Origin of the sequence: Herminiimonas contaminans (assembly GCF_015645465.1) — a bacterium.
Taxonomy (GTDB): Bacteria; Pseudomonadota; Gammaproteobacteria; order Burkholderiales; family Burkholderiaceae_D; genus Oxalicibacterium; species Oxalicibacterium contaminans.
On the sequence record NZ_JADOEL010000001.1, the window covers coordinates 161669 to 174162 of the forward strand.

The following is a 12494-nucleotide window of genomic DNA, read 5'->3' on the forward strand; positions in this document are numbered from 1 at the left end:
GTGTGGGTTCAGTGCGATTAATTGCGGCGACTGGAAAACAAACCAGCCAGCCACGCTTTAAGTAGGGTCCAGAGGTCTATCGACGACGTATCTCTTTGCGCTGCGCGCGGTTTGGCCGGAGCGGCGGCCGCCATATCGGCGACCCCGCTGCCGTGTACGTCGCTCGCGCTTACCGGTTGTGGCAGGCGCGCCTGCAGGTTCTCGGCGAATTGTTTGGTCAGCTGTTCAGCCAGTGCGCGGACTATGCCTTCGCGGCTGAATTGTGCGAGTGAGCCGGTGATGCTGTGATCTACCTTGACCTGCACATCGGTGCCACCGCCTGCGACTGAGCTGACGGTAAAACTGGCTTCGCCTTTGACGCGGCTATTGCTGCGCGCATCGACTGCCGTGCCGATGATGGCGCCGCTGTTCGATGCTTCATCCAGATTCAGGCGTCCCTGTCCGGCAAAGCTGGCCGCGATGGGACCGAGCTTGACCTTGAACAACAAAGGTATCGATCCTTCTTCGGTCGCTGTCGCCTCTTTATTAATAGATGCACCGGGCAGGCAATCGACCAGCAATTCGATATCGTGGAAAGCTTTCCACACGGAGTCGGTCGGTGCTGCGATATGAAATGATTGTTCAAGCTGCATGAGTGATCTCCTGAGATGAAACTGTTGAGTCGCGTTCGCGCAGCACACGCTGGATCGCGCGCACAATGCCGAAGTAACCGGTGCAGCGGCACAGATTGCCCGCCAATTCTTCACGTATCCTGTCCTCATCGGCTTCAGGCAAACGCAATACGATGTCGCGTGCTGTCATCAACATGCCGGGCGTGCAATAACCGCACTGCAATGCATGCTCGGCGGAGAACGCCGCGCGCAGCCTGGCCATTAAAGGGTCATCATCAAACGCTTCCAGCGTCCGTATCTGCTTGCCTTCAAAGCGTTTCGCCGATTGCAGGCAACTACGTTGTGGTGCGCCATCCACTTCGATGGTGCAGGCGCCACATACACCCTGCTCGCAACCGACGTGCGTCGCGGTCAGGCCGCAGTGGTCACGCAAGGCATCAGCCAGATGAGTCCGTGGTTGCAGGGTCAGCTGGTAGCAACGGTCGTTGATAGTCAGCTCCACGGCGGTGGTTTCCACCTCCGGAAATGCTATTGGTAATGCGCTCATCGTGTTTTCCCCATATCCAATGCCACTAGCCTCAACATCTCCATCAAGGTGTGGCGACGATCAAGTTCCAGCTCGGGCGCAGCCTGCCGCACGATCTGTTCACGTACTGCGCCTTGCAGCAATTCAGTCATCAGGCCCGCTCTTTCGACCACGAACGGCGCACCGTCCAATGCACCGATCACTACACGTTCGGTACCGTCGCTGCTGTCACGGATGCCTGAAGTCATCGCATGCGACAGTTCACCGGTTTTGCGGCATAACTTGCGATACGACCACTGCATGCTGGTAGTGCGTTTAGGTACGCTGACTGCGACCAGGATTTCACCGTCGACCAGTTGTGTTTCGTAAGCGGAGCTCATGAAATCGCGTGCCGCGATATCGCGCTGACCGGACGGGCCAAGCACGTGCAGCGTCGCGCCCAGCAAAGGCATGGTGCTAATCCAGTCAGCGGCCGGATCGGCGTGGCACAGGCTGCCACCGAGGGTGCCGCGATTGCGGACTGCACGGTAGGCGATGCCGCGTGCGACGTAAGGCATCAGGCCCTGGCTAGGGTCAGGTACGCGTTGGTCTTCGATCGCGGCATGTGTGGTCATCGCACCGAAACGTATCGCGTCGCCGGTATCGGTGACGGCGCGCAGCGATTCAAACGCATCGAGATCCAGCAAGGATTCTGGTTGTGCCAGACGCAGATTCAGCATCGCACCGAGGGACTGGCAACCTGCGACTGGTTTGCTACCCCAGCCGTTTTCAGCCAGCTGCGCAGATGCCTGCGCGAGGTCGTCGGCCTTGATCAGGCTATAGGCGGAAGGTTTCATGCTTGTGCTCCTTGCGCTGCGGCGATGGCTTCCAATACGCGGCGCGGATTGGCCGGGCACTGCAATAGTTCAGCACCCAGCTCATACAGTGCATCGTTGATGCCGTTGATGATGGCGGCCGGTGGTGCAATCGCACCGCCCTCGCCTATGCCTTTTTGTCCGTACTTGCTGTTCGGACTTGGGGTTTCCATATGCAGCATCTTGAGCGGTGGCATTTCACCGGCACCCGGCAACAGGTAATCCTGCAGCGTCGATGCCAGCGGCTGGCCTTCGCTATCGAATGGCATTTCTTCGTACAAGGCAGTACCTATGCCCTGCGCCAGGCCACCATATATCTGGCCTTCGACGATCATCGGGTTCAGCAACACGCCGCCATCTTCACAAATCACGTAATCGAGGATGGCGACATGACCGGTCGCGGTGTCGACTTCCACCAGACAGGTATGGCAGGCATAGCTAAAGGTACCGGCGTCCGGCATCATCTTGTAACCGGCTACCACTTCGAGCCCACCCGGATCGACTGCACCGACCGGTAGTTTTTGCGGAGCGCGATACCAGGTGTGTGCGATCTCGGATAAAGGCAAACGCTTAACGCTGTCCTGCACACCGACCGTGCCGTCTTTCAGGGTGATGAGGCTGGCGTCGATATCGAGCAAGACACCGGCCATGACCTTGACGCGTTCAGCCAGTTGTTCACAAGCAGTACCGACTGCACCACCAGCCATGACCGCGCAACGCGAGCCCCAGGTACCGGTCGAGTAAGGTGTCATGCCGGTATCGCCGTGGATTACGCGAACCTTGGCGATATCGATGCCGAGTACTGTATGGGCAACCTGCGCCATCGAGGTTTCCAGTCCCTGACCATGCGAATGCACACCGATACGTAGTTCAAGTATGCCGTCAGGCGTAAAGCGTGCCGTGCATTGCTCGTAGCCCGGCACCATAGGGATGCCCCAACCGTGATAAACCGAAGTGCCGTGCGCACCTTGCTCACAGAACACCGCCATGCCGAGACCAAGACGCTTCTGCGCCGGATCTGTGCCATTCGCAGCATGTCTTTCCTTTTGGCGGGCGCGGCAACCATCCCAGTCGATCGCCTCGACCGCCTTATTCATGCAGGTCGTGTAATCGCCGGAGTCGAATAATTTGTTGGTGATATTTGCGTAAGGCATAGCCGATGCAGGCACCAGACTCTTGGCACGCAATACATGCGGCTCTATACCGAGCTCACGCGCTGCAATATCCAGCATGACTTCGAGCGCAAAACAGACACCAGTGCGGGCGACGCCACGATACGGCAGGATAGGAGGTTTGTTGGTCGCAGCAGAACGGGTGCGGCAAACAAAGCTATCCATTACATAAGGGCCAGGCAGGATGGAGCCGATCTGTGCCGCTTCTAGGCAGGCGCTGAATGGATACGATGAGTAAGCACCGGAATCGACGACTGCATCACAACGTATGCCGGCCAGACGTCCGTCCCTGGTGACGTCGACGCTAAGGTCATAGCCGTGTTCACGGCAGTTGGCATTCGCAGTTAGTTGTTCACGTCTGTCTTCCAGCCAGCGGATAGGACGTTTCAATTGTATCGCCAGCCAGGCGCAGCAGATTTCTTCCGGCAGCAAGATACCCTTATAACCAAAGCCGCCACCGACATCCGGTGAGATGACGCGTATTTGTCCTTCGTCCAGACCCAGGCATTCAGCCAGGCCGGTGCGATTGATATGCGGCACTTGCGCGGCCGAGTACATGATCAGCTGGTCGACACGGGTATCCCAGAAGCACAGCACGGCGCGACCTTCCATTGGTGCCATGCATTGGCGCGCCATGCGCAACTTGCGGCTGACACTGTGCACTGCCTCATCGGTAGCACTGACGCGTTTATCTATATTGGTTTCGGCAAAGACGTTTTCGCTCCAGTCGTCATGTACGCGTGTATCGCTTTCCAGCGTGCCGTACATATCTGCCATCACCGGCAGCTCCTGGTAATCCACGAACACACTCGCTGCGATATCTTCCGCCTGTGCGCGATCCGGCGCGATGCAGGCTGCGACCAGTTCACCGACGTGGCGTACTTTGTCTTGCGCAAGTGGATATTGTGCCGAGAGTTTGAAACCGGGCAATGAGGATGCCGCGACGATGGGACGCACACCAGTCATGTCTGCCATCGTGTAGACCAGATGCTCCACGCCTTGCGGCTTCTCGATTTGTCCGAGACGGGCATGCGCCACGGGTGAGCGTACGAATGCGACTTCGAGCATATCCGGCATACGCATATCGCCGACATATTTGCCCTGACCCAATAAGAGTCGCTTGTCTTCCTTGCGCAGTACTTCGCGACCAATTCCTTGATCGGTACCGGCTTGCGTGAGCAGCTCGGGCATCACCAGATCATTCATCGATATCTCCTGAACGTTGCCGGGAACTGAAATTAAATTCATATTCCCTGCATCTCCAATAATTATGTGGCATACCACATTTATGTTGTTATGTGTGATTCATTTCTGCGTTACGAGCATGAATTATTTTTCACCTCCTATGCGCTGTACTACGATTTTATTTCAGAGTGCCGCTAATCGACCGGGCACTGTGCAACTGTCGTGATACTGAATACCAAACATCAACTTAAATGCGCTTTTTCAAGCCAGGTCCACATACTTCAAACTTACCGAATACCTTTAGCAACGACCATGCCAACTACACAGACATGTCAGGCAAAACATAAGTTAAGCAATTGATTTTAATAAACAATATCAAATTTCAATTTATGTGGTACAGCACATTTATTGGACTTTAATCAAGCAAGATTCTTGAATAAATACCGATATTTGCTGTTGTACATGAAAATCACGCGCTTTGCATCAAATTGGAAAAAATTTGTTTCAAAAAGGTGCAACAACAACGACACTTGCGCACTACTTTGTATCTCTTCAAACTTTCAGTGAGCGACTAACTCGGTACAACAACATGCTCACACTGCGATTACTCATGACGACAACAAACGTGAGTCATCATCTCAAAGCAAATGAGAAATTGCACGCTGCAGTGCAATGCAGCGCATTTTGAAAAATAGAAAAATATTAACGGGCTTTGAGTAAAGGCACACGATCAGTGGCCTCCGATTCAACCAGTCGCACCATCAGCAATATAAACAGTTGACGTTCTTCCGGCGACAGATTCTCTATAGTGCGGTCATGCGCGCGCTGTACGGCAGGACGCATCTTCTTTACCAGCGCACGTCCCTTGCGCGACAGCTTGACGTACTTCACACGCTTGTCGTGTTCAGACTGGCTGCGCACAATCAACTCACGCTGCTCCAGGCGTGGCAAGACTTCGGCCACACTGGTGCGCTCCAGTCCAATATGGTGCGCCAATGAATTCTGATCCAGTTCGCCGTACTCTTCCAGTGCAGTCAACAGGCTGTATTGCACAGGCGTGATGTTGTGTTCCAGCGTCTCTTCCGTGAACAAGGCACTATGGATCTGGTGCAGGCGGCGTATCAAAAACCCGGGACGGGTAAATAACAGGGAACGCGCCTGGACTGACTCCATATCGCTCATCAGAGAGGGAAAAGCTGCTTCTTCAATCTTATTCATGAATGGTCGGTATATAAGGGAACAGGATGGAATCCGGTATGCCACAAATCAGGAGTATATGTGAATCCACAACAAAAACGGCAATAAAAATATATCATAAATGTGGTGCACCACATTTATTTAAAGTTGGCATAGAATATGCGGTGCACCACATATTATTTAACTTAAAGGAGTTGCCATGAATCATATTCTTCTCAAGGGCGGCCGCGTCATTGATCCCAAGGCCAACCGCGATGGTGTATTCGATATATTGATCAAGGATGACGTCATAGCCGCAATCGATCGTGACATCACGCCTCCGGATAGTAAGACAACAGTAGTGGATTGCCGCGACAAACTGGTCACCCCAGGCCTGATCGATACGCATGGCCATGTATACCAGGGCGTAACCGGTCGCTTCGGCCTCAATGCTGATATGTGCGGCGTGTATTCAGGTGTTACCACCATCGTCGACCAGGGTGGTGCCAGCTGCATTACCCTGCCCGGCTTCCGCCAATATGTGATCGAGCCATCGAAAACCCGCGTGCTCTCGTATATGTCGGCCTATCTGGTCGGTGGTCTGGAAGGACACTTCTATCCTGAGCTGTATCGCCCTGATTGCCTGGATGTAGAAGCAACCGTTACCGCCGCCAAAAAGAATAGCGACATCGTGCGCGGCCTGAAGGCACACGCAGAAGTTGGCGGCTTTGCACGTTGGGGCGTCGATGTGATGCGCATCGCATCGCAGATCGGACGCGAAGCTGCACTGCCTGTCTATATACACTTTGGTCAACTGTGGCCGAAACCGGAGGACGGCGGCTCACCGGTCAATCCGGACAGCATCTTCAATCAGGTCGTCGATATGCTCAAACCCGGCGACATCCTGGCCCATCCGTTCAGCCGCCATCCGGGTGGCTTCGTCGAAGTCAACGGCTCCATCCACCCTATGGTGAAAGAAGCGATCGCGCGCGGCCTCAAGATAGACGTCGGCCACGGCTCGCACTTCAGCTTCAAAACCGCGCGCATCGTGCTCGACGCCGGCGTCATTCCGGATACCCTGGGCGCAGACATGCACGGTTACAACACCATCGTGCCACCACCGGCTGGCACACCCAACTGGCATCCGGATGAAAGCGTGCACATCTTCAAGGGCAATGAACGTTTCAGCCTGGTCTCGGCGATGAGTAGCATGCTGGCCGTCGGCCTGCCACTCAATCATGTGGTGGCAATGGTCACCAGTAATGCCGCCAAACTGGCAGGCCTGGAAGATGAAATTGGCACCCTCAAAGTAGGTGGCGTAGCAGACGTCAGCGTGATGGAAGACCAGCGCGGCCGTTGGGCACTGCACGATAACGAAGGCACACAAGTCATCACTGACCGCATGCTCTTCCCTGTCTGCTGCTACCGCGCCGGTGAACGTTTTGACTCCAACGCGACCATACTTCCAGTCGCAAAGGCGGCATGATGGATATCAACCACGCCCCTACCCTGCAAGAAGTCGAGCTGGCCTTCGATGCCTACGAACAGGCTTTAGTCGGTAACGATGTCGCCAAACTCGACGAACTGTTCTGGAACAACGACGCCACGCTGCGTTATGGCGCAACGGAAAACCTGGTCGGCTACGATGCCATCCGTGACTTCCGTTCGCAACGTCCGGCCGCCAACCTGGCACGCACGGTCACCAGCCGACATGTCACCACCTTCGGTACAGACTGCGCAGTCGCCAACATCACCTTCAGCAAAAATGGTGATACACGCATAGGTCGGCAAACCCAGACCTGGGTGAGATTCCCGGATGGCTGGCATGTTGTCGCTGCCCACGTGAGCTGGATGGACGTCAAATGAACATCCCGCTCATGAGTCAGCTACAACCGGATACCGGCGGTGCCTTCCTGACGGAGGCCTATGGCTATGCATTACAGGCGCATCGTCCAGTCAGCAATAATCTGGAAGGCATACGCTTTGCCGTCAAGGATGTATTCGACATCGCAGGTACGCGCACCGGTGCAGGTAATCCGGTCTGGTTCTCCGACCATGAGGTTGCACATAAACATGCAACCGCAGTCGAACGCCTATTGTCCGGCGGTGCCACCTTCGTCGGTAAAACACTAACCGACGAACTCACCTACAGCCTCGCCGGTATCAATGTGCACTACGGCGTGCCACGCAACCCGGCCAGCCCGGATCGCCTACCCGGAGGTTCGTCCTCCGGCTCAGTCGCCGCAGTTGCAGCTGGCCTGGCCGATGTCGCACTAGGTACCGATTGCGGTGGCTCGGTGCGGCTACCGGCAAGCTACTGCGGGGTGTGGGGCATGCGACCTACACATGGCCGACTATCCGGACATGGTTGCCTGGTGCTGGCGCATAGCTTTGATACAGTCGGCTGGTTCGCCCGTAATCTGCAACACCTGGAGCAAACTTTCTGCGCATTGGCGCATGCAGAAACCACCGACACGGAACCAGTCTTCCTCGCACTCAACGATACTGTCATCAACAATCTGCTAGACCCAGCCGTGCTGCAGGCTTTCAATGAGTTGAAAAGCGAGCAGGCAGATTTTGTGCCGGTAACGAGCGCGCTGGAACTGAGTAACTGGGCTGCCGCCTTCCGTACCTTGCAAGCGTCGGAAGCATGGATGGAACACGGCGTCTGGGTATCACGCCACTCAGATGAGCTGGGCGAAGATATCCGTCGCCGCTTCGACATTGCTTCCGGCGTCACTGCCGGGCAAGTCCGTAGCGCGCAACAAATCAGGGTAGCCGCCATCCGTGCGCTGAATCACATCCTCGATGACCAGCATAAAGTCATCGTCATCCCGACCGTACCGACACCTGCGCCACTACTCGCCGCCGATGCTGCTGCAGTCGACGATATACGCATGCGCTCGCAGCAACTGCTATGCATCGCGGGGCTGGCCGGCTTGCCGCAACTCAGCATGCCGTGGATACAGGTCAACGGCGCACCGGTAGGACTATCCATCATCGGTGGCCGTGGTTGCGATGAAATCGTTCTGCATGCAGCGCAACAGTTACAGGCTCGTATTGCAAGTTGAACCTATTACGAATTGAACCCTCACGGAGAACAGCCATGACTACCAGCAAGTTCGATGAAGAAATCGCACAAATAGCCAGCCGCTACGACGGCATCCGCTGGACCGATGTGCAGCTGCGTACACAGGCATTGCCTGAACTTTCAGCCGATGTACTGCTGCATGCTGGCCCGCCGTTGACAGGTGTACTACCCGCACCGATCCGGCAGGCGGCGATTGAAGCCATACTGTTCGAAGGGCTAGCTGACGATCATGGTGCCGCAGCAGAACTGCTGTCACAAGGCAAGGTCAGGCTGTTACCGGCACAGGATCACGGCCTGGTCACGCCATTGGCACAAGTGGTCTCAGCCTCCATGCCGCTATTCGTCGTCAGCAGCAATGACAGCGCACGCTATGCACCACTGGTCGAAGGACCAGCGCCTGCACTGCGCTTCGGCAAGCCGGTAGCCAGTACGCGTGCGCAACTACAACTGCTGTCGCAATTCGGCATGCATGTATTAAAGCCAGTCGTGCAAGCGCATCCACCCGCGCTGTCGCAAGCTATCCACTACGCCTTGCAAGGCGGCGAAGAATGTCATGCACTTACTGCACGTGCCAATGCGGCACTGGCAGCACAACTAGATGCGCTGCATGCGCGTGACCGACAAGTCATACTCGCCAACCCCGGCTTCGTACTGCCGCTGCTGATGGCGGCGTGCTCGCTACGTCTTGAACAAACCGGTCACATCGTCGCCGCCGGTGGCAACGGCCTCGCCTTCGGTTATCGCTTGCGTGATACATCAACCTGGCAAACCATACCCGCTACCCCACCACAAGGCACACGCTTTGCCGGACATGAGCTCACGGCAGCATTGGGAGCGATAGGCGACAGCGCCGTCATCGACTTCTCTGGACTGGGCGCGCAAGCGCTGGCTTACGTGCCCAGCCTGGCGCGGGATTGGGCGCAGTACCTGCCGGAAGATTTGCACATGCACAGATCACAAGTCGTGAACGCGCGCAGCGGCATCGTCGATTTGAAAAGCATACTGAGCAATGACTGCGCGCCCATGGTCAATCTGGCGATACTGGATCACGCAGCGGAAGCGGGCTTGATAGGACGAGGGGTGTTTGAGGTGTCTACGGAGTTATTTGCGGATCCGAGTGCATCGATTTAGATGTCCTCTACACAAATTACGAGATTTGTAAGAACCTACATTAAAAAGGATTCATGACACCTTTAGCGCCCTGCGCAAAGTGGCCCATAGCATCTTCAAATGCCCATATCTCAGGTTTGTACTCGCCGCCAGGACCGCCACGTGGTACCTGAACGCTGGTTTTTTTCATCCAGCGTTTTAGCACCTTCCAATATTTTTCTGTGGCCGGGTTTGCCGGAAATCCTATTATGCGATAGCGATTTCCAATCCATCCAAAGCTACTCATGGGAATGTAATGAGTACCATCCTTGGCTAGTTGCTCCCGTCGCACTTCAAGACTGAATACGCCAGGATGGCCAGGACCAAAGTACGGCACCGAAGGATCCCTTGTGGCATATGTTGCGGTCCATCCTTCAAACGGATCCTCAATCTCTCCATACGGTTCACCCATACGCGCCAAAGGTAATGCACCGCTAGGTACGTGCCAAAGCCAATGTTTTCCTGGCTCAAGAGTCTCGACACTGTTTACTGCAATCCATTGATTTGTACCGTTCGAAACAATGAATGCAATCTCCTCAGAACCGTTCAGGTACTCTACGAGCTGGGCAATATCCTTCTTCGTTGCGTACATAGGTATCCAAGACATACGGCACTTCCTTCAAGGTCTATAATTTATCTGAACGAGAAATCCACAATCTGCCAATGTCTACCATGTTCAAAGTGCTTACGCATTCGAGCACATATATTTTAAGCGATTACCTAGACTAAAAATCTCTCTTAGCAACGCACACAAGTACCTCGAAATCCTCCGCAATTTGTTCATAAGGATTTCCGATGTAACCACATCGATCATTTGCAATGACCGCGTCCTGACGTAATTTGTCCAAACGGATAATAAAACTCTCTGGAGTGCCTGACACAGGGCCAACTATCTCAGACAACCGCTCAGTTCTTTCCGGATGCAATACTTGCAGTGCCCTCCAAATACTAATTGCGTCCATATCCAACCTTAGTGGTAACACCTCGCGAAGTGAATAGAAAAAGCATCTAAGTTAAACCTGGAATCAAGCAATTGAAAAAACGATGTTAGCAATATTTAAGGACAAGTCGTACCGTCCACCATATGAACAGCACCAATTGGCGTGGCGACCGGAATATCGCATGCTCCATTCAGAATGACGTTGCCCGTCGAGTTAGGCAACACAGTAAGAGCAGATCCTGTAGTGTCCGCCAGCAGAACGGCAAAACTATGTGCGGGGCTTGAACCCTGGGCAGACAGGCGATTATTAAATATTTGCACACTCGAATCGAGTACAACGAGCGCCGCTGCGTTGGAATTCTGGTTATATGCGCTCACTGAGTTGTTACCGATGATAACGTTGGTCGAATTCTCAACTCCCAGCGCCGTAGAACTACTGCCCACTGAATTATTTAATGCTAGCGATACCGTGTTATCCAGAATACGTACATTGCTTACACCTATGGTATTGATGCCTCGATAGTTCACCCCGCTTCCGGCGACATCGGTGGAAACTATGTTCATGCCGCTGATGGTGCTGTTGTTAGCCATAGCAACAGTCGCCCTGGTGCCGGCGCCAAAGGAAGCAAACGATGAGTTAATGGTTGCGCCAGGCAATGACGTAGTGACGGTCCTTCCACTTGCGGTAACGACATCCAGCGAGCCTTTACCTATCAGTGTCTGGCCATTCTGGAGCACTGTAGAAGCAGTGGTATTGAATGTGCCCGCCAACACTACTGTGCTATTGCTACCCGCAGCCGCCACTTCACCGGGAAGAGATGCACCAGTGGTCGTTTCGCTGGAAAGAGCAACTATCGTCTGCCCGCCAGCCGTCGTAGACGCTTTTTCAGACGCAATTTGTCGCGTACTGACCTGGCTGACGATATCCACATCGCGCACAACCGGCGCAGTCATACGGCGCTCCTGCGCCTTCATCCGTTGCGCAGAGGAAGCAGCGCTCCCCAATGGGATGCGCAAGCGCAGTGCAACGAAACTCTGACTGCCGCGAGCATTATCGTCCTGGTACTCCGCACCTATGGTTAACTGCGCGCCCTTCCACGTATTGCTGAAGTCAGCCATCACATACTCGGCTCGCACACGGGTGCCTTGTACCTTGATCCCGTCATCGGAAAATCGATAGCCCGCGAGGTAAGCTCTCACCTGTCGCGTATCTTCTTCGTCGAAGATAGGCAGACGCCATCCGGCCTCCACATCAAAGCCAGGTAGTGCGCGCTCTTCCTGCACCGTACTGGTTACAAAGAGAGAACCACCAGACACCGATCCTGTGTTAACACTGGATAAGGTGGTGCTTTTCTTACCAAAGGGCTGATAGACATTAGCGCGCCAATCGAACTGAGACCCGAGTGCCTCAAAACCTAATGTCGCCTGATCGTAGGAATTGTTATAAGTAGTTCTGCGCCTATCGACAAAGCCATACGCACCAAGATTCCATCCGGTCTCCAGCATATGACGCATACCACCGCCCAGGCTTCCTTCAAAATCGCCACCATTCGCCAGACGCGCACGAACGTTCGCAAAATAAAGTGAGCGCGCATCTTGTACTACAGGGATAAAGAGATTCGCTTCGCCGATGTCACGCTTGGATCCGACTTTGCCTTCCAGGTCGAGATAAGTACTCCATTTCTCTTGCCCGGCATTCTGCGCGTATGCTCCGGTACCGACGCAAGCGGAAAATACGGATACAGCAATCCTAAGCTTGTTGGATTTCAAGCGACTCATTACTACTCCCT

11 protein-coding genes are annotated in these 12494 nt (G+C 54.6%); 4 read left to right on the forward strand and 7 right to left on the reverse strand.

All coding sequences use genetic code 11. The features are described from left to right. Nucleotides 1–17: 17 nt before the first annotated feature. The 5 genes from IXC47_RS00730 to IXC47_RS00750 form a co-directional block, all read right to left on the reverse strand. Nucleotides 18–632: an SRPBCC family protein gene (locus IXC47_RS00730; protein WP_195874415.1), complete on the reverse strand. Its 615-nt coding sequence runs from the start codon at nt 630–632 to the stop codon at nt 18–20. After that, nucleotides 622–1158 (reverse strand): (2Fe-2S)-binding protein, encoded by a 537-nt coding sequence (locus IXC47_RS00735; RefSeq protein ID WP_195874416.1) that lies wholly within the window; start codon nt 1156–1158, stop codon nt 622–624. Before IXC47_RS00735 ends, IXC47_RS00730 begins: the two co-directional genes overlap by 11 nt. Next, a complete protein-coding gene (locus tag IXC47_RS00740) occupies nt 1155–1973 on the reverse strand; it encodes an FAD binding domain-containing protein (RefSeq protein WP_195874417.1) in 819 nt (272 codons plus the stop codon). Before IXC47_RS00740 ends, IXC47_RS00735 begins: the two co-directional genes overlap by 4 nt. Continuing rightward, the gene (locus IXC47_RS00745; protein ID WP_230089327.1) at nt 1970–4369 is read right to left on the reverse strand and encodes a xanthine dehydrogenase family protein molybdopterin-binding subunit; all 2400 of its coding nucleotides are present in this window, start codon (nt 4367–4369) and stop codon (nt 1970–1972) included. Before IXC47_RS00745 ends, IXC47_RS00740 begins: the two co-directional genes overlap by 4 nt. Before the next feature lie 681 nt (nt 4370–5050). After that, a complete protein-coding gene (locus tag IXC47_RS00750) occupies nt 5051–5566 on the reverse strand; it encodes a MarR family winged helix-turn-helix transcriptional regulator (RefSeq protein WP_175625133.1) in 516 nt (171 codons plus the stop codon). 178 nt (nt 5567–5744) lie between these two features. Here IXC47_RS00750 and IXC47_RS00755 point away from each other — a divergent pair, with 178 nt between their 5' ends. The 4 genes from IXC47_RS00755 to IXC47_RS00770 are packed head-to-tail and all read left to right on the forward strand — an operon-like array spanning nt 5745 to nt 9746. After that, nucleotides 5745–7010, forward strand: a complete 1266-nt coding sequence (locus IXC47_RS00755; protein WP_195874418.1) for an amidohydrolase/deacetylase family metallohydrolase — start codon at nt 5745–5747, stop codon at nt 7008–7010. Then, the gene (gene hpxZ / locus IXC47_RS00760) at nt 7007–7390 is read left to right on the forward strand and encodes an oxalurate catabolism protein HpxZ (protein ID WP_175625131.1); all 384 of its coding nucleotides are present in this window, start codon (nt 7007–7009) and stop codon (nt 7388–7390) included. The genes IXC47_RS00755 and hpxZ overlap by 4 nt, the downstream gene beginning before the upstream one ends. Next, nucleotides 7387–8595: an amidase gene (locus tag IXC47_RS00765; protein WP_230089328.1), complete on the forward strand. Its 1209-nt coding sequence runs from the start codon at nt 7387–7389 to the stop codon at nt 8593–8595. The genes hpxZ and IXC47_RS00765 overlap by 4 nt, the downstream gene beginning before the upstream one ends. Before the next feature lie 35 nt (nt 8596–8630). Further along, on the forward strand, nt 8631–9746 hold the full coding sequence (locus IXC47_RS00770) for an oxamate carbamoyltransferase subunit AllG family protein (RefSeq protein ID WP_195874419.1): 1116 nt from the start codon (nt 8631–8633) through the stop codon (nt 9744–9746). Nucleotides 9747–9786: 40 nt separating this feature from the next. On the opposite strand, the gene IXC47_RS00775 is transcribed toward IXC47_RS00770, so the two are convergent. Both IXC47_RS00775 and IXC47_RS00780 read right to left on the reverse strand, forming a co-directional pair. Continuing rightward, nucleotides 9787–10371: a hypothetical protein gene (locus IXC47_RS00775; protein ID WP_195874420.1), complete on the reverse strand. Its 585-nt coding sequence runs from the start codon at nt 10369–10371 to the stop codon at nt 9787–9789. A 450-nt stretch (nt 10372–10821) separates the two neighbouring features. Continuing rightward, complete coding sequence (locus IXC47_RS00780) at nt 10822–12483, reverse strand: inverse autotransporter beta domain-containing protein (RefSeq protein WP_195874421.1); 1662 nt, start codon at nt 12481–12483, stop codon at nt 10822–10824. Nucleotides 12484–12494 lie beyond the last annotated feature (11 nt).

Excerpts from the sequence above, each read along its gene's own strand:
- IXC47_RS00730 (WP_195874415.1), bottom strand. The coding sequence starts at position 632 with ATGCAGCTTGAACAATCATTTCATATCGCAGCACCGACCGACTCCGTG.
- IXC47_RS00745 (WP_230089327.1), bottom strand. The coding sequence starts at position 4,369 with ATGAATGATCTGGTGATGCCCGAGCTGCTCACGCAAGCCGGTACCGAT.
- hpxZ (WP_175625131.1), top strand. The coding sequence starts at position 7,007 with ATGATGGATATCAACCACGCCCCTACCCTGCAAGAAGTCGAGCTGGCC.
- IXC47_RS00775 (WP_195874420.1), bottom strand. The coding sequence starts at position 10,371 with ATGTCTTGGATACCTATGTACGCAACGAAGAAGGATATTGCCCAGCTC.
- IXC47_RS00755 (WP_195874418.1), top strand. The coding sequence starts at position 5,745 with ATGAATCATATTCTTCTCAAGGGCGGCCGCGTCATTGATCCCAAGGCC.
- IXC47_RS00780 (WP_195874421.1), bottom strand. The coding sequence starts at position 12,483 with ATGAGTCGCTTGAAATCCAACAAGCTTAGGATTGCTGTATCCGTATTT.
- IXC47_RS00770 (WP_195874419.1), top strand. The coding sequence starts at position 8,631 with ATGACTACCAGCAAGTTCGATGAAGAAATCGCACAAATAGCCAGCCGC.
- IXC47_RS00765 (WP_230089328.1), top strand. The coding sequence starts at position 7,387 with ATGAACATCCCGCTCATGAGTCAGCTACAACCGGATACCGGCGGTGCC.
- IXC47_RS00735 (WP_195874416.1), bottom strand. The coding sequence starts at position 1,158 with ATGAGCGCATTACCAATAGCATTTCCGGAGGTGGAAACCACCGCCGTG.
- IXC47_RS00750 (WP_175625133.1), bottom strand. The coding sequence starts at position 5,566 with ATGAATAAGATTGAAGAAGCAGCTTTTCCCTCTCTGATGAGCGATATG.
- IXC47_RS00740 (WP_195874417.1), bottom strand. The coding sequence starts at position 1,973 with ATGAAACCTTCCGCCTATAGCCTGATCAAGGCCGACGACCTCGCGCAG.